Source organism: Clostridioides sp. ES-W-0016-02 (genome assembly GCF_020641035.1).
GTDB lineage: Bacteria > Bacillota > Clostridia > Peptostreptococcales > Peptostreptococcaceae > Clostridioides.
This window is the reverse complement of the sequence record NZ_CP061361.1, coordinates 1,460,498-1,477,939: the sequence shown is the minus strand read 5'-3', so window position 1 is coordinate 1,477,939 and position 17,442 is coordinate 1,460,498. Positions and strand designations below refer to the sequence as shown.

Below are 17,442 nucleotides of genomic sequence, written 5' to 3'. Positions count from 1 at the left end.
TTCAAATAGAAAGTTATGATTTAATACAATCTCTCTTTAAATTTATTTTTATTTTAATTTAATAAAATACATACTTGGTTGTTTCAAAAAACTTAATTATATAAATCTATTTTTTGCTTAAAATTTCTTTTATTTTTGAATTGTTATACATACTATCTGGAACTTCACTTCTTAAACTATAAAAAGTTTTTTTTGCATTTTCTAAATCTCCATTATCATAATATAGCATGCCTAACTCATAGTATGAATCATCATAGTACTGGTCATTTTTAGTATACGTATTTATATACTTCTTATAATACTTTATAGCTTCATCCTTATTTTTCAATGCTTTATTTGTTATTGCTAATTGATATATTGATTCAGAAATGTATTTTTTAGTTTTTCCTGAGGAAACTATACTTTTGAAACTATCTATCGCTTTTTCATACTCTTTATTTTTCTTTAAATCTAAAGCCTTATAGTATAAGTCTTCCTCATTAGCTACAGTGATTTCTTTTTCTGGTTCTTTATTTTTAGCTTCATCTAACTCTTTATTTGTTTTTTCTAATTCTTTATTTGTTTCACCCAGTTTTTTATCAGTTTCAGTTAACTTCTCATCTTTCTTACTTATCTGATTATTCAAGGTTTCTATTCTCTTTTTACTTTGAATAAAATATACACCCATTGCAATTACAATACAAGCAAATATAATATATGGTAAGCTATTTTTCTTCTTCTTTTTAACTCGTTTTTCCTCTTCTTTTTTACTTGTATCTTCTGGTTTCTCTTCTTCTTTTTCAAATACTGGATTATCTTTATCTATCTCTTTGAGTCTATCCAAATATCCTTCTCTCTTTTTTACATTACCTAGTTTATCATACAATAAAGATAGGATTACATATGGTTCTATTAGTTGTGGTTCTTCCTCTACTATATTCTCCAAAATATGTATTGACTCATAATTCATTTCTTCATTTATAAACCTTATAGAATGATTGTATCTGCCTAAAAATGTTTTGAAATCTTCAGATGAAATTAAATTAACATATTTTCTTGATATATGATTATTTTCATAACATAGAGCAGTATAAAAACTTTCAAATGATTTAGCAAAATCGCATTTTAATAACTTTAGAAGCCCTCTAAGATTTAATATATCAATATCTTTAGGATTTATTTCTAAAGCTTTATTTACCATATTAACAGCACTAGTTATATAGTCTTTATACGCTAAGTCCAATGCATTATTGTACCTTTTATATGATTCTAATTTTAACTCCTTTGATGTTGTATCTGACTTTGACTTCAAAGCTCCTTGTAAATTTAAAAGAGTCTCTTCTTTATAATTAGTAGTCACATAGCTTTGTTTTAATGCTTTTAGTGTCTCATCACCATCTTCTTCTTCTATGTTAAAAAAAGTTAAATCGCTTTTATTTTCTTCTATCAAAGATATATCTAAAATTTTTCTAGGCATGTTTTCTATATCTTGTTTTATATCTTTTACTAAAATAATAATCACCTCCACTTCAAAATATATATTTAAGATAACATATTTAATATGTCAAGTCAAAACTATACATTTTTTGCCATTATTATCACAATAAAAAAGGTAATCCAATTCTTTTTATGAAAAGGTTACCTTTTTTACAATATTACTAACTTTTAATGTTGAATTTTTTTACTTTTCTATAAAGAGTAGCTATACCTATATTCAATGCTTCTGCTACTTTTTTCATTCCTTCTGTATTACTGCCATATTTTTTGATAGCATTTTCTATAGCTTCTCTTTCAAGGTCATCCATAGTCTTAACCTCTTGTTTGTATAGTTCATCCAATTTAAAAGATATTAAATCAGACATACTCCTTACAAAAGCAGTTAATTCCTTATCTTTTGAAAGTATCTTTTCTTTTTGCTCTTCATTAAATGCAGCTATACCCAATATTCCAAGTATATGTTCTCCCATTTTAACAGGAGTACAGATATCTGCTAACTCTTTACAGTTTTCTCTATTTGCACACTTATTACAGTTCTCTTCTATTTCCTTATTTATAACATAGGATTTTCCATCTTTTAAAACAAGAGAATACACAGATTTCTCTGATATTGTTTCTCCTATTTTACCTCTGAATATTCCTGTTCCTGCTATCCTAGTCAAATCTTTTGTAACTAAAGTAACATCTACATCTAACACATTAGAAATATTCTCGCAAATACTTTGAACGTAATTAGTTATATTATTTAAATTCAAAGTAATCCCTCCTATTTAGATTTATATTTTTTAATACTCTACATAAATCCTATTCTTGAGAACTTTAAGCTTGTGGTTGTGGTTGTGTCTCACTAGGTTTATTATCAGTTGGTGGTGTTTCTGGTTTTGGTTTATTATCTGTATTTTGATTATTTGTATTTTGATTATCTTTATTTTCATCTGTCTTTGGCTTTTCTTCTGGTTTTGGTTCCATAGTTCCAACTAATATAATACCTTCCTTCTTAGGATAATATGAATTAGCTATTTTTTCAGTTTTAATTTTCTTGCCATTTGCACCATTAAATGTTCTATATGTTGATACAGAGTATGCATTTCTTCCACTCTTATCTACTTTTTCTTTTCCTTTAGGCATTGAAGAATCATTGACCCTCTTCATTGTAGTTTGTGAAACTCCATCTAATTTTGTTGATATTGTTATATTTTGTTTATCCTCTGCACTTCCATATATATTGCAAACAATTTGATTTCCTGAAACATAATTTTTTATGTAAATTGGATGCTTAAGATTGTTTTTAAATAAGAAATCTATTCCGCTGTCTGCAACAGTGGCATCCCTTCCTTTTGGAACATAACTTGATGGTATAGTATGATTTTTTACATTAGTAATTTCTAAGCCTGCATATAAAACAGAATTATATAGAGTTGATGAAACTTGACAAACTCCTCCACCATAATCCTCTTCCATTTCTCCCTCTACTATAACAGGAGCACTTTTGTAGCCATTCGCTTTGCTTCTTTTTCCTGTATGTTCATTAAACGAAAAAGTTTCTCCTGGCATAAGTAAAATATTACTTATACTATCTGTTGCTAATTTTATATTTATACTTCTATTTACCTGAGAAGTTTTAAATGTTGTTGCATATTTACCTAAATTTGTGTCTATATTAGCAAGTTGCTCTTTTTTTATTTTTGCTGAAGTAGCTTTTACCACTAACTTATTTGTATACTTTCCTTTTTTAATCTGACTGTCAAAACTATTCATACTCTTAGAAATATCCATTTTAAGGCCATCAGAATCTGGTACAACCTTTACCTTATCACTACTTATATCAATTGTTGCATCTTTTACCTCTACATCTATTTCTTTAGCTATTTTTTCCATTTCTGTTTTTAACTTATTTTTATCATAATTTGTTACTACTACTAAATCACTCTTTTTACCAAAATTTGCTGAAATAGTTTTTGATAGGTTGCTAAAGAAACCATTCTTTCTATTTAAATTATATGCATTTTCTACAGTTTTATCCAAATCAGCAGATAAATTTAGGTCTTGACTTTTAACTTTCCAATTTCTATCGTTGTAATTAAATTCAACATTATCTAAATTGTATTTTTTAGCTAATTCCTGCTTAGCCTGAGATTTAGTTAATCCTCCAACACTTATGCCATTAACATATGTGTTTTTTGCTATTTTCTCCCCTTTAAACTGTATACACATTATACCTACAAATATTACTAATAATAATGCTACAGCTCCAATAGCTATAACTAGCTTTTTGTTCACATTAATCATCCCTTACTTCTCCTTACAATAAAATTATTTATATACACCTACTATTATATTACTACATAATGTGCCTTAAAAACCCAAAAACTTTTTAATTATATAATAATTTAACATTATAATATAAATAACTAATATTCACTCAATCCTTTTTCTGATATAGAATATATTTTTTCATTGTATATGTTGATAGCATAAACTTCTTTTCCTCTAAATAAACCTTTGTTTACTACAGCATAATAATAAATATTTTTTTGTTTTCCAAATAATTCTTCTAAACTTTTTTTACTTTTTACATATTTATCAGCTTTTTCTATATCCAATATATCAACCTTTTTGTATTTATTTTCTTTTTCATCAAGAGTACTAGTCAACACAAATTTAGCTTTATCTTTAGTAATACCAAATTGATAGCTTCCATCTTCTAATATTCTAAAATATCCTTCTCCATAGTCCACCTTATAATGTTTTTTACCATCTTTATATGAATATAAATCTTTAGTTTTTGCACTTATTAAAACTTCATTTATTAATTTATCATACTCATATACCTCAGCATAATAGTATTTATCGTTTTTTACCATTTGTGGAAGTGAGTTTATAGATAGATTTGCCTTTTCTTTCCCACTTTTTTTAGAGATTATATTTATAATGTCATCAGATGTTAAAGTATACAATGATAAATTCTTTTTATATTTCTTCTCTAAACTTTGTACCTTTTCATCGTCTGAATAGTCTTCTTTTAGATAGTCTATATACTGTAATGCTTTCTCATAATCACCAGAAGTGTTTGCTTCTTCTGCTTTACTTATATAGTAATCATACATTTCTTCAACACATTGTTTTTTAGCGTTTTGAGCTAGGTTGTAATATTTTTCGTCTTCTTTTAATACTTTATTATATTTTTCAATAGCATCATAATATTTATATACTTTTTGGTCTTTTACTGCAGAGTCATAAACATCTCTGGATTCTTTAATTGTTTCTACATTTTGCTTGTATACATCTAAGTTGCCACCTATACCATTTAAAATTGAAATAGTATTTATGTAAGAAATTGCCACATTGTAAGTAATATTTTCTTCTTTATACATTTCTCCAACTCTATTAGCTTGAGTTATTAAATCATCTACATTTATATTTATTTTATCTAATGATTTTACTGTATTTATTAATCCAATAAAACTTTCTTGACTTATATCTCCATCTAAATATTTGTCACCACTATTTAATAATAATTTATTTATTTTTTTAGAAATGGATTTATTAAACCTTTCCATTTTTGAATCAGAAAACTTTTTATCTACACTTGCATAGTAATCCACAGCAATAGAGTATTGTCTTTTCTCTACAATTTTTAACAACTCATTTGCTTCATTTCCTACACTAAATTCATTACTACTTAAGAAAAATACTATGATTAAAACAAGTATGCCTAATGCTGATAATGAAACTGCTACTATAGATTTTCTTTTTTCATCAATAAAATCTACAGTTTTTTCAAATAAATCTCTAAAATTCATTATAGTTCCCTCTCTATTTAGCAATATTTATATTTATGATAAACTAAATTTCTTATTGGTTATTATATCATAATTCCTGAAAAAAAATAAAAACACAAGTTAAATCGTGTTTTTATTTTACCTACCAATCATTATTTTATACATAAATATTTCCTTTACATAAATTATGATATCTTTCTCTTTATATCCCTAGAATGACTTTTTTGTTTTTTATTAGCACTGACATTTTTCATTCTTGTTGTATGTATAGTTTTGTTAGCAAATATTTTTCTAGCATTGCATAAAACAACTCCTGTAGTCAAGCATACTGTAAGCACACTCGCCATTAAAAAGTAATAATCCAATCCTACATGTACTCCCATAACTGAATTTATTAATACTAATGCAAAAGTCATTGCAAAACATATCATCATGGAGATAACTAAAATTCTTAGAATTTTTTTCAATCCAATCACCTCGTATAATCACTAATATTGACACTACCCCTTATCCATTACTATACCAAATTAGTAAAAAAATAGCAATTATTATTGTCATTTATATTACGAAAATATTAAATATTTTTAATAAATATCTTTTTTTGACATTAGTATTCCTTCATTTTAATAAAATAGTAACACTAATCTGTGCTAATTAATAGAATGAAATAAATGATAATTTATTGAGGGGTGATTTACATGCCAAATTTGCCAAGTTTAGGATCCAAGGCTCCTGATTTTAAAGCCAATACAACAGATGGCCCTATTAGACTGTCTGATTACAAAGGTAATTGGGTTGTTTTATTTTCACATCCTGGTGATTTTACACCAGTTTGTACTACTGAATTTTTATGCTTTGCTAAATATTATGATGAATTTAAGAAAAGAAATACAGAATTAATCGGCCTAAGTGTTGATAGCAATAGCTCTCATTTAGCTTGGATGTACAATATGTTTTTACTTACAGGTGTAGAAATCCCATTCCCTATCATAGAAGATAGAGATATGAGAATTGCCAAATTATATGGCATGATATCAAAACCAATGAGTGATACATCTACTATCCGTTCTGTATTTATTATAGATAATAATCAAATATTAAGAACTATTCTTTATTATCCATTGACTACAGGAAGAAATATACCAGAAATACTTAGAATAGTAGATGCTCTTCAAACTAGTGATAGAGATAATGTAGTTACTCCTGCAAACTGGTTCCCTGGAATGCCTGTTATCTTGCCATATCCTAAAAACTATAAAGAGTTAAAAAATAGAGTAAATAGTTGTAATAAAAAGTATTCATGTATGGATTGGTACTTATGTTTTGTGCCAGATAATTACACAGATGAAGAATATACTAAAAATATTGATGATACTTACAGTTGTAAAAAAGAACATACTAAAAATATTGAAAATGATTACGAACAAGAAAATATTAAGTGTATAAACAAATCTCATGACCATAAACAAGAATACAATAAGGATGTTAAAGATAGTTGTGATTGTGAACAAAAACATACTAAAAATACTAACAAAATTCATAACTCCAAACAGGATAAACTTAAAGATAAATCCTGTGATGAAATAAAATACAAATACGATAAATGTAGTAAAGAGGATAATAGCTATGATAAATGCGATAAAGAAGATAATAGCTATGAGGATTTCTATAAACAAAATTATAAAAACTATGATTATACAAGTGAAAAAAATTCTAAAAAAATAGCTATGAAAACATTAAAAGACTCAAAGAAGTTAGTTAGACCACAAATAAATGACCCATATAATCCAATAGTTGAAAATATAAATTGTCCAGATATAAATCCTATTGTAATGGAATATGTTCTTGGTAATCCAACTAATGTAGATGCTCAGTTATTAGATGCAGTTATTTTTGCATTTGCTGAAATAGACCAATATGGTAATTTATTTATTCCTTATCCTAGATTCCTAAACCAATTGCTTGCGCTTAAAGCTGAAAAGCCTAGCTTAAAAGTAATTGTAGCCATTGGTGGTTGGGGAGCTGAAGGATTCTCCGATGCAGCTTTAACGCCTACATCCAGATATAACTTTGCAAGACAAGTCAATCAAATGATAAATGAATATGCTTTAGATGGAGTTGATATCGACTGGGAATATCCTGGAAGTAGTGCAGCTGGTATAAAATCGAGACCTCAAGATAGAGAAAATTTCACACTTTTACTAACAGCTATAAGAGACGTTATAGGAGATGAGAAATGGCTTAGTGTAGCTGGAACAGGGGATATGGGATATATAAACTCAAGTGCTGAAATAGATAAAATAGCTCCAATAATAGATTATTTTAATCTTATGAGTTATGATTTCACAGCAGGTGAAACAGGGCCAAATGGCAGAAAACATCAGGCAAACCTTTTTGACTCAGACTTATCCTTACCAGGATATAGTGTTGATGCAATGGTTAGAAACCTTGAAAATGCTGGAATGCCTTCTGAAAAAATCCTTCTTGGCCTTCCATTTTATGGAAGATTAGGTGCCACTATAACAAGAACTTATGATGAACTTAGAAAAGATTATATAAATAAAAATGGATATGAATATAGATTTGATAGAGTTGCTCAGGTTCCATATTTAGTTAAAGATGGAGAATTTGCAATGTCATATGATGATTCATTATCTATATTCTTAAAAACTCAATATGTGCTTAGAAACTGTTTAGGTGGTGTATTCTCTTGGACATCAACTTATGACCAGGCAAATATATTAGCTAGAACTATGTCTATTGGTATAAATGACCCTGAATTGTTAAAAGAAGAACTTGAAGGTCTTTATGGTCAATTCTAATTAGACATAATATAAAATTTTATACTTTTGCCATATAAAAAAGCAGATTGCATTATATTAAATGAGTTTTACTTAATTGATAATAATATCAATTATTTTGAAATCAGAAACTTATCTTATTATAATACAATCCTGCTTTTTTGGTTATAAGTCAATGTTTTTTTAATAGCATGCTAATTCCTAATTATATACCAATAGCTTTTTTGGCTAACTTATCAGCTTCTTCATTATATTTATTTCCAGAATGCGCTTTAACTTTCATAAATCTGACATTTAACTCCGTTTTGATACTATCATAAAAGTTTTTATATGCTATAGTTCCTTCTTTATTTGTTTTCCAAACTCCAGTGCACCACTTTTCAATACCTTCATAGTCAAAATATAAAATCAGGTTTTGAATATTATTATCAATACAGTACTGCATTGCAATTTTAGAAGCTTCTATCTCACCCGCCACATTTCTCATACCTACTAAAGTTTGCTCTTTTCCATTTTTACTATAAGTTTTTATAACTTCATTCTTCTTTAGAATTACAACACCTGAACCATACATCTTTATTGAATGCTCATAACTACCATCAACATATGCTTCTATAAATTCTTCATCTTCTTTAAATGTTGGTTTTGTTGCTCCATAAACATACTCTTTTGCTTCCTGTGATGTAGTAAAACTCTTGTATTCAGCTCCTGAAAATCCATTTACTTGTTTTTTACACTCATCCCATGTCTCATATATTCCAATTTTTTTGCCCTTTTTTACAGCATAAAACTTTTGTTTTGCCAAATATATCACTCCCACCATTAGTTTTTATGTTTCTCTCATAAATATATCTAGATTTATTAGATAATTTTTATCGAAATACTTTACTCTCATATCTTTGTTTTCAATATCTATATGATATACTTCTCCTTTTACAGCTCTTTGCCTTATATTTTCATTGATATCTTTTTTTATAGTATTTTTATCAACTTCATCATTTTCTATTTTAGTATTGACCTGTAATGCTTTTATAGTATCAAATATAACAGATTTTAGTATTAGGCTTCTAGATTTATTTAAGTGTTTTTTTGCATAAGTATAAAAATCGTTACTATTCATCTTTAAAATTTTACAACCATGCAAATCTTGCTCTAGTCTTTTTAATGTGCTTATATTAGTGCCAACATCAAAAATCACAAAGCATCCATAATCATATTTACTTCTTAAAAGTCTTCCCATAGCTTGCTTTACTTTTATAGTCATCTGGGGATAATTTATACTGTAATAATCTATATTATACTTCTTCATTATAGTATAATACAAAGGGTCTTTAGGGTTTAAATTAGGAAGCTTGTCCAAAGTTACACATACCAAACCATCACCTGGAATGTCTACACCTTCAAAACATCCTTTTGAGCCAAGTACTACACACTTTCTATTTAAATCATTAAGATGTCTAACGCCTTTTTTATTAGCATAAATTTCTAAATTTAAACCATACAAATATTTTTTTAATATATCATAAGTTTTTTCTTGTCTATTTTTACTATTAAAAAGAGCTAACATATGCCCTTCTGTAATGCATGATATATTCGATATAATTTTACTTATTTCATTTGGAAATTCAGCATTTTTATACTCACAAATATCAGAAAACGCTACTACAGAAACCATATTCTTATAATCAAAAATTGGTTCTATAATTTTTTCTATATTCTTAACCCTATCTATTCCCAATGTAGTTTTAAAATAAGACATATTTTGAGATAAACTTAAGGTTGCTGATAAAAATATTCCTTTCTCTAGCTGAGATAAAATATTTTCTTCAAATAAATCTGCTATTTTTAATGGAACTACTCTAAATTCAAAATCATTATAATTCTTTTCAATTTCAACTATTCTTGCATAATCATCATTCTCATCATACTCTAAGAAAATTTCAAAAACAATTTTTATATCCTCTAAATCTCTTGTCTTTGCTTTTCCAAACTTATATATATCTGTTTCTTTATCTATACTATCATCATCAATATTCCTATAAATTACAATTATTATTGAAACTAAATTTTTTATTATTTTTTCACAACTTAGTTTTATCTTTTCACTATACAATCTATAGCTAACTTCAGTATCTATATCATCTTTTTTTATTTTTCCTGCAATTTCATCTATTTGTAAATTTAATTCCCATCTTAGGTTATAATTGCTTACATTACCATATTCACTACAATTGCCAAATGCTAATATTGAATCTATTTCTTCAATAATAAGATTTATACTCCTAGCAATCTTTTGTTTATCTTTTCTTTCAATTTTTAATATATGATAGAATTTATCAAAAGCCTTTATTTTCTTCATGTTTGTATTAGTTTTTTTATACATAAAACTACTATCTTGTATAAATTCATAAGGATAAATTTCTTGCAATAAGTATCTTAAAGACTTTGAATTTATGATACTTGAAAAAAAATCATATCCTTTTTCAGTTAAATTGTGAGCCTCATCTACTATTATATTTTCTAAAGGCTTTTCATCTTTATATGGCCATTTAGCCAGTAAAGAGTGGTTTATTACTGTTATATGTTCATCTTTTAACTCTTCTGTCCTATTTTTATATAGACAATCTTTTTTACATTTTTTAGGTTTACACATGTTTGGGTCACAACTTATATTTCTTAAGTGAGTATTTATTTCCTTGAAGTTATCCAACACCCAATAATTTATTTCTTCTATATCTCCATATTTACCACCTTCAACTAATCTTTCTAAAAATATTAAAGATAATATTTCTTCTTTAGTAGGTTCTTGAGACTCATAATCTGCTATATATGCTTCTAATCTATCTATACATATATAGTTGTTTTTTCCCTTTATATATCCATAACTTACTTTACCATTTAACCCTAAAGAATTTAACACATTTGGAATATCTTTATTTATCAATTGTATCTGCAATTCTTTTGTATCAGTAGAAATTAGCAATCTTTTTTTATTAATTCTAGCTTCTAATATAGCTGGCAATAAGTATCCAACACTTTTTCCTATCCCTGTTGGCGCCTCTATGCACGCAATTTTTTCGTCATCTTCATTATTTCTAAACAATTCTCGTATTGCCTTAGTAAGCTCATACTGACCTGGTCTATATTCATATGTAAATCCCTCTTTACTCTCCCATATATGCTTATATTTTAATAATTCTTCATATTTCTTTTCTTGCTCACGTAAAATTTTTAAAGTTTCTTTTTCTTTTATATTTTCTTCTTTTGGATTAAACTCCTCATGTTCTTTTATAATACTTACATCATGAGATAAATCATAGTTTGCTTCTTCTAAAAATTTACTCCATTCCCATTTTCCAAGATTAAACTTATTTAGATATGAATTTATTTTAAAACTTAATGGCTCTAAATTAGTTTTCTCATGGTTATTAAATCTTATTAAAAGAGAATTTACAATATTTATAGTATTAATAGCATCTGATAAAGCTCTATTCTTGGTCTCAGATTTATCGCTAGTTAAAATACTTTTTAAATACACCAAACTATAATCCTTATGATATGGCTCTAAAATAATTGCCAACTCAATTGAATCAATAAATTTATTTTTTAGCTTTGGCATATAGTACTCAAAAAACTTTATTTTAAAACTTAAATCATGACATATAATCAGACTATCTCCTACAAAATTTCTTAACTCCTCTTCTACCATTTTTAGATTAAAAGCATCTTCTAAATCAATTTTTTTAAGATTATCACATAGAGAGAATACTTCTATAGGTACTTCAGCTTTATTTTTTATTAACGATTGATATGTCTCAGCTTTCCAATCTTTAATTTTAACAGCTCCAACTTCTAAAATTTCTGAATTTAAATAGTCTATTCCACTAACTTCTATATCTAAAAAAACAACATCATTCAATATACTTATTATATTATTCATTTTTTTATCCCTTCAAGTTAAACCAATTTCACTTCTACACAATAATTGCTCCTTATATTTTATCATTTATAATGTATTTTGTTTAAGATAATTAATGTTATTTTATATATCTTAAAAGAAACTTCTTTAATTTATTATTTGTATATATGAATATTTTTAACTATAAATATTCAAACTATATTATAAGAAAGATTTACTTGAAATTTTAAATAAGAGGTGACATTGTGAAAAAAGATAGCCTGAAAAAATACATTATGATAGGAGCATTCGCTTTAATACTTTTTGGAATTGCTAGTATGAACTTTAAATCCCTAGATAAAACAAAAACTCAAATTTCTAGTCCAACACTTGATACACATGAATATGATTGGTATTTTAATCCTAGAGAGGATGGTAAACAACCATCACCTATAAAAGAAGCCAATTTTTTTAAGAAATATGATTCATATTATGTAGGAAACCCTAATGAAAAAGTTATATACTTATCATTTGATGCTGGATATGAAAGTGGGAACACTCCAAAGTTGTTAGATACACTAAAAAAACACAATGCAAAGGCACAATTTTTCGTAGTTGAGAGTTATATAAAAAGTAATCCAGATTTAATAAAACGTATGGAAAAAGAAGGTCATTTGGTTTGTAATCACTCAAAAAGTCATCCATCAATGGCTGGGATTACAGATTTTGAAAAATTCAAAGAAGAAATTACAAGTGTAGAAAAAGCATATAAAGATGTTACTGGAAAAGAAATGCCTAAATATTTTAGACCACCAATGGGTAAATTTAGTGAACAATCTCTAAAATATACACAAGACTTGGGTTATAAATCTATATTTTGGAGTTTTGCTTATGTAGATTGGTATGAAAAGAAACAACCTACTCATGAGTTTGCTAAAAACAAAATTTACTCTAGAACACATCCTGGTGCAATAGTTTTATTACATCCAAATTCTTCAACTAATACTGAGATATTGGATGAAGTACTTACACATTGGGAAAAAGAAGGTTACAAACTTAAAACACTTGACTATTTAAGCAGTAAAAAATAACATTTTAATTAAAATAAAACTCCCTCATGAATTATAGTAAAAATAAATCTATTTATAAATACTTTAATTCTTGATGGAGTTTTGTGTTTTAGAATTATTTAAAAAGCATTGTCCATTCATTTATCTCTTCATATCCTATATCGTGATATATTTTTCCTGCTATTTCATTATTATAAAAAAGACATGGTATTTTCCCTTCTGACAATAGTTCTTTACTTAAATTGTACACCATATAACTAGCAAGCCCTTTTTTTCTATGCTGTTTGTCTGTACTTACAGAAACTATCATTGCTAAAAAACTAGTTTCCATACCAGTTGATACAGTACTAATCATAGTATTATTATCTTTTATGAAATATGCTCTTACGTTACCTTCTTTTAAGTACTCTTTTCTTGCTTCTATGTAATTTGGACTTACCTTATATCCTGATTCATTTAAAAGTTTTCCTATTTCATCAATGTCTCTTTCATATGCCTTTTCTATCCTATATTCATTCATAGTAGAAAAATCCAGCTCTTTTATTTTCTTTAATATACAAAATTTATTATCCAATTTTTCATAAAAATCTTTGTATATACTCACTAGTCTATCTATTACACACTTTTTTCCACTTATACTTTCTATATCTAATCCTTTTATATGGCTTTTCATTTCTTCTACATCAAAATTATTTTCTAAACTATAGATTATAAGTGTTGACTTATTTTTTAATATTATAGAAGTTATACTTCCTTCTTTTGTCTGAGACCATACTTCTTGAGAATCAGAACTAAATCCATAGTTTTCAACATATCCAATTATAAATAAGTTTAAACTTTCTTCATGTGATACATATTGCCAGAATTTTTTTTCTAAAGTATTATCTATTTTTACAATCAAGTGTACATCCTCCTTTTGTGTTAATAATGATATACCTTATAATTTATAGTATCATTTAAAGTTATTAACTTCTACTAAATATTCTAAATTTTTGTAAATAATTTAAATTTGTAAATTTATAATTTTTTCAGAAAAATCAATCAGTGATTATATTATATTTTCTACTTTACAAAATTGAACTATATTTTTAAATTTCTATGCAATATGTTGGTATTTCTGTTTATATTCTTTTAATGCCTCATCCCAGGCTTCTTCTACTGAGATACCTCTCTTGGTTGCAATCCTTTGTGCTAATTCTATTATTCTCATAGCTTTTCTTGATATATTCATATATTTTCCTCCTCTAAATTATCATAAATTATTTTAAAATTATTTAATTTGTATCAAATATATTACTTACTTATATATTACTAACTATTTGTGTACTAAGTGTGAACTATATTAGAAGAAATTTAGAACTTAATAAAACACAAATTTTATATATACTTCATATAGATTTGTCATATTATAAAAACAGTGATATAATTTATTATCATTTTATGGAGGTGATATATTATAAAAATAAGAGATGAATATACATGCCCTCTTGAAATTGTACATGATATCATTAAAGGGAAATGGAAGACTATAATTGTATTCAAGTTGAGACAATGTAATAAAACATTCTCTAACTTAGAGCATAGTATAGATGGAATAAGTCAAAAAATGTTAATCCAACAATTAAAAGAACTTAGAGAATTTGGTATTGTTGATAAAATCAGTTCAACTGGATATCCATTACATACTGAATATTTTCTTACCAATCGTGGCAAAAAAATGCTACAAGCTGTAGAGATAATGCAAGAAATAGGTATAGAATATATGCTTGAACATGGACAACAAGAATTTTTAGACAATAAAGGAATCTGTTATAATAAATAATTCTATACATACCAAAAAGTAAGTAATTTACATTTCATTTAGCAGTATTATAATTAAAATATATAAGGAGGTATAAATATGTCTATAGCTTTAATTTTAATTGATATTCAAAATGATTATTTTAAAAATGGGAAATGTGAATTATTTAATACAGAAAAAACTGCTGAAAATGCTAAAAAAATACTGACACTCTTTAGAAAAAATAACTTACCAATTATTCATATACAGCATATATCAATGAGTTCAACTTCATCATTCTTTCTCCCCGACACTTATGGTGCAAAAATAAATAAAAATGTTTTTCCACTTGAGAATGAAGAAATTATCATTAAAAATACACCAGATAGTTTTTTTAAAACACGTTTACAAAGTTGTCTTGAAGAAAAAAACATAGATAAATTAGTGATTTGTGGAATGATGAGTCATATGTGTATTGATACAAGTGTAAGAACAGCAAAGAAACTTGGATACGATATTACGCTTATAAGCGATGCTTGCACAACAAAAAATTTATTTTGGGATGACAAAGAGATTAATGCTGAAATTGTACATCAAGTATTTATGGCATCCTTACAATCTAGTTTTGCAGATATAAAAAATACAGACATTTTTTTGTCTAATTATTGTAAATAAAAATATTTACCATTATAAAGAGCAAACTTAATTAATTTAAGTTTGCTCTTTAATCATATAATCTTATATATCCCTTCTAGTATTTTTATATATATAAAATACTTTTTCTGATTTTAGATTTAGGTGCAACAATCATATAATTTTCAAATGTTACTATATCCACATAAAAAATGTAGTGTTATAGTATATATAATATTACATAAAAGGGGGTGCTAAATAGATGAATAATCATATACTTATTCAATTTGAATATATAGCAAGAATCATTATTGCTGGTTTATGTGGAGCTTTGATTGGATATGAAAGAAAGAATAGGCTAAAAGAAGCTGGAATCCGAACTCATTTTATAGTAGCACTAGGATCAGCACTTATAATCATTGTTTCTAAATATGGGTTTGATGATGTAGTAGGTACTCCAGGTATTGGTTTAGACCCTGCCCGTGTTGCAGCACAGGTTGTCAGTGGGATAGGTTTTTTAGGGGCTGGATTGATATTTATCAGAAATCAATCAGTGAGTGGACTTACTACAGCTGCTGGTATATGGGCGACAGCAGGTACAGGGCTTGCAATTGGTTGTGGATTATACTTACTTGGTATTGTTTCAAGCATTATTATCGTTATCACGCAAATACTACTTCATAGAGATAGGAAATGGATGAAACTCCCTACAGCAGAGCAGGTCTCTCTCAAAATTTCTAACAGCACTGATTCAATCTCATATATTGAAGAAAAATTTAAGCAGTCTAAAATTGAAATTATAAATATGAATATTAAACGCATTGATGGAGATTGGCTAGAAGTAATTATCTATACTAAATTACCCAAAGGATATAAAAAGACAAATCTGTTAAAGTTGTTTAGTGATAATCCTCTTATAGAATCTTTAGAGATATAATATAAAAAATAGACTAGCTAAACACTAGTCTATTTCTTTGTTACTAATAACATATTTTACAAGCTACATATCCATTTGCTTCTGCTTCTTCTCTACTCATTGAAATTGCACCTTCCATATTATGTGCAGTAGGAGAAGAATGATATTTATTTGATTTAGATTTTCCTCCATTTGCATATACAGTTTCAGATGTTTTTTGGTTGTTTGGATTTGATTCTTCAGTTTTAGGATTTTGAACTTGAACGTTTTCAGTTGACTTATCGACACTTTCTTTATCAAGTTTTTCTGCTTTTTCCTTCTGAGCTAACTCTAACTCCTCTTGTTTTTTCTTTTCTTCTAACTCTTTTTTCTTTTGTTTCTCTAAGTTATCTTTTTCTTCTTTTGCTTTTAATTCTTGTTTTTCTTTTACTTCCTTGTCTTTTGTATCCTGTTCTTCTTTTCTTTTTATTTCCTGTTGCTCATTTAAGTTAGGTTCCGTTGCTACTTTAAACGTTGCTCCCCACCATACCCAATTGAACATTAAGAGTATAAACACTACAAATAGGCTTATAACAACTTTTAATGTTTTTACTATTTTATTACTATTTTTATTTATACTTTTTACTAAAAATAGAATAGACAATAATAATAATGTTAATGGTAATAATAAAATTCCTATAATAACAATTAATATCTTTTGCCAACTTTTTAATACTTTAAACTTCTCAAACATAAATTCCCCTCCAAAACAATAAGTTAACTACTTTATCATCCATGACTATCAATCTAATAAGATTTAAGTCTGATAAATATTGATGTTAATTTTTAATAATCCCTTAATTTTCATCCTATATCCCCCTGTTTATACATTATTAATTAAATTATATAATAAACAAATAATAAATGTTGTCGAAAATCAAAATTATATATTGTTAATTGGGTATAAAGATAATTATTACTAATTTTCAATCTAAACACTATCTACTTATACTTTAACCAATATAAAACATAATTAAGACTTATTCTTATGTCACACATAGAATGGAAATGAAACAGTAAATATTTTAGAAGTTCTTAAAATACAAT

The 17,442-nt window shown here is 26.5% G+C and carries 15 protein-coding genes; 5 read left to right on the top strand and 10 right to left on the bottom strand.

All coding sequences use genetic code 11. The features are described 5' to 3' along the window. Positions 1-106: 106 nt before the first annotated feature. The 5 genes from IC758_RS07135 to IC758_RS07115 form a co-directional block, all read right to left on the bottom strand. The gene (locus IC758_RS07135; RefSeq protein WP_227855086.1) at positions 107-1,507 is read right to left on the bottom strand and encodes a tetratricopeptide repeat protein; all 1,401 of its coding nucleotides are present in this window, start codon (positions 1,505-1,507) and stop codon (positions 107-109) included. Positions 1,508-1,637: 130 nt separating this feature from the next. Further along, entirely contained in the window at positions 1,638-2,231 is a 594-nt protein-coding gene (locus IC758_RS07130; RefSeq protein ID WP_227432784.1) for a GAF domain-containing protein, read from the bottom strand. Between the two features lie 64 nt (positions 2,232-2,295). Then, positions 2,296-3,765 carry a VanW family protein gene (locus IC758_RS07125; protein WP_227860842.1) on the bottom strand — a complete coding sequence of 490 codons (1,470 nt, stop codon included), beginning with the start codon at positions 3,763-3,765 and terminating at the stop codon, positions 2,296-2,298. Positions 3,766-3,887: 122 nt separating this feature from the next. After that, positions 3,888-5,279 carry a UbiD family decarboxylase gene (locus IC758_RS07120; protein ID WP_227860841.1) on the bottom strand — a complete coding sequence of 464 codons (1,392 nt, stop codon included), beginning with the start codon at positions 5,277-5,279 and terminating at the stop codon, positions 3,888-3,890. A gap of 164 nt (positions 5,280-5,443) precedes the next feature. Beyond that, positions 5,444-5,692 carry a hypothetical protein gene (locus IC758_RS07115; RefSeq protein WP_255612780.1) on the bottom strand — a complete coding sequence of 83 codons (249 nt, stop codon included), beginning with the start codon at positions 5,690-5,692 and terminating at the stop codon, positions 5,444-5,446. Positions 5,693-5,956: 264 nt separating this feature from the next. Between IC758_RS07115 and IC758_RS07110 the strand changes: the two genes are divergently transcribed. After that, a complete protein-coding gene (locus IC758_RS07110) occupies positions 5,957-8,080 on the top strand; it encodes a peroxiredoxin (protein WP_227432778.1) in 2,124 nt (707 codons plus the stop codon). A 184-nt stretch (positions 8,081-8,264) separates the two neighbouring features. Here the strand turns inward: IC758_RS07110 and IC758_RS07105 are convergent, their stop codons facing one another. Together IC758_RS07105 and IC758_RS07100 are read right to left on the bottom strand one after the other, a co-directional pair. Next, the gene (locus IC758_RS07105; protein WP_227432776.1) at positions 8,265-8,864 is read right to left on the bottom strand and encodes a viroplasmin family protein; all 600 of its coding nucleotides are present in this window, start codon (positions 8,862-8,864) and stop codon (positions 8,265-8,267) included. Between the two features lie 24 nt (positions 8,865-8,888). Next, the gene (locus tag IC758_RS07100; RefSeq protein WP_227860840.1) at positions 8,889-11,999 is read right to left on the bottom strand and encodes a helicase C-terminal domain-containing protein; all 3,111 of its coding nucleotides are present in this window, start codon (positions 11,997-11,999) and stop codon (positions 8,889-8,891) included. Between the two features lie 224 nt (positions 12,000-12,223). On the opposite strand from IC758_RS07100, the gene pdaA reads away from it, so the two are divergent. Then, positions 12,224-13,048 (top strand): delta-lactam-biosynthetic de-N-acetylase, encoded by an 825-nt coding sequence (pdaA, locus tag IC758_RS07095; RefSeq protein WP_227432773.1) that lies wholly within the window; start codon positions 12,224-12,226, stop codon positions 13,046-13,048. A 94-nt stretch (positions 13,049-13,142) separates the two neighbouring features. Here the strand turns inward: pdaA and IC758_RS07090 are convergent, their stop codons facing one another. Beyond that, positions 13,143-13,928, bottom strand: a complete 786-nt coding sequence (locus IC758_RS07090) for a GNAT family N-acetyltransferase (protein ID WP_227836039.1) — start codon at positions 13,926-13,928, stop codon at positions 13,143-13,145. Positions 13,929-14,123: 195 nt separating this feature from the next. Further along, a complete protein-coding gene (locus IC758_RS21005; RefSeq protein ID WP_255287760.1) occupies positions 14,124-14,258 on the bottom strand; it encodes a hypothetical protein in 135 nt (44 codons plus the stop codon). 312 nt (positions 14,259-14,570) lie between these two features. Here IC758_RS21005 and IC758_RS07085 point away from each other — a divergent pair, with 312 nt between their 5' ends. From IC758_RS07085 to IC758_RS07075, 3 genes are all read left to right on the top strand, one after another. Then, positions 14,571-14,849 carry a winged helix-turn-helix transcriptional regulator gene (locus IC758_RS07085; protein ID WP_413926667.1) on the top strand — a complete coding sequence of 93 codons (279 nt, stop codon included), beginning with the start codon at positions 14,571-14,573 and terminating at the stop codon, positions 14,847-14,849. A gap of 78 nt (positions 14,850-14,927) precedes the next feature. Further along, positions 14,928-15,482, top strand: a complete 555-nt coding sequence (locus tag IC758_RS07080; protein ID WP_227432771.1) for a cysteine hydrolase family protein — start codon at positions 14,928-14,930, stop codon at positions 15,480-15,482. A gap of 220 nt (positions 15,483-15,702) precedes the next feature. Then, complete coding sequence (locus IC758_RS07075) at positions 15,703-16,377, top strand: MgtC/SapB family protein (RefSeq protein ID WP_227432770.1); 675 nt, start codon at positions 15,703-15,705, stop codon at positions 16,375-16,377. Between the two features lie 43 nt (positions 16,378-16,420). Here the strand turns inward: IC758_RS07075 and IC758_RS07070 are convergent, their stop codons facing one another. Beyond that, entirely contained in the window at positions 16,421-17,089 is a 669-nt protein-coding gene (locus IC758_RS07070; RefSeq protein ID WP_227860839.1) for a hypothetical protein, read from the bottom strand. Positions 17,090-17,442 lie beyond the last annotated feature (353 nt).

What these genes read in the sequence shown, in the direction of transcription:
- IC758_RS07125 (WP_227860842.1), bottom strand. Translation starts at nt 3,765, where the DNA reads ATGATTAATGTGAACAAAAAGCTAGTTATAGCTATTGGAGCTGTAGCA.
- IC758_RS07120 (WP_227860841.1), bottom strand. Translation starts at nt 5,279, where the DNA reads ATGAATTTTAGAGATTTATTTGAAAAAACTGTAGATTTTATTGATGAA.
- IC758_RS07115 (WP_255612780.1), bottom strand. Translation starts at nt 5,692, where the DNA reads ATGATGATATGTTTTGCAATGACTTTTGCATTAGTATTAATAAATTCA.
- IC758_RS07110 (WP_227432778.1), top strand. Translation starts at nt 5,957, where the DNA reads ATGCCAAATTTGCCAAGTTTAGGATCCAAGGCTCCTGATTTTAAAGCC.
- IC758_RS07100 (WP_227860840.1), bottom strand. Translation starts at nt 11,999, where the DNA reads ATGAATAATATAATAAGTATATTGAATGATGTTGTTTTTTTAGATATA.
- IC758_RS21005 (WP_255287760.1), bottom strand. Translation starts at nt 14,258, where the DNA reads ATGAATATATCAAGAAAAGCTATGAGAATAATAGAATTAGCACAAAGG.
- IC758_RS07080 (WP_227432771.1), top strand. Translation starts at nt 14,928, where the DNA reads ATGTCTATAGCTTTAATTTTAATTGATATTCAAAATGATTATTTTAAA.
- IC758_RS07075 (WP_227432770.1), top strand. Translation starts at nt 15,703, where the DNA reads ATGAATAATCATATACTTATTCAATTTGAATATATAGCAAGAATCATT.
- IC758_RS07070 (WP_227860839.1), bottom strand. Translation starts at nt 17,089, where the DNA reads ATGTTTGAGAAGTTTAAAGTATTAAAAAGTTGGCAAAAGATATTAATT.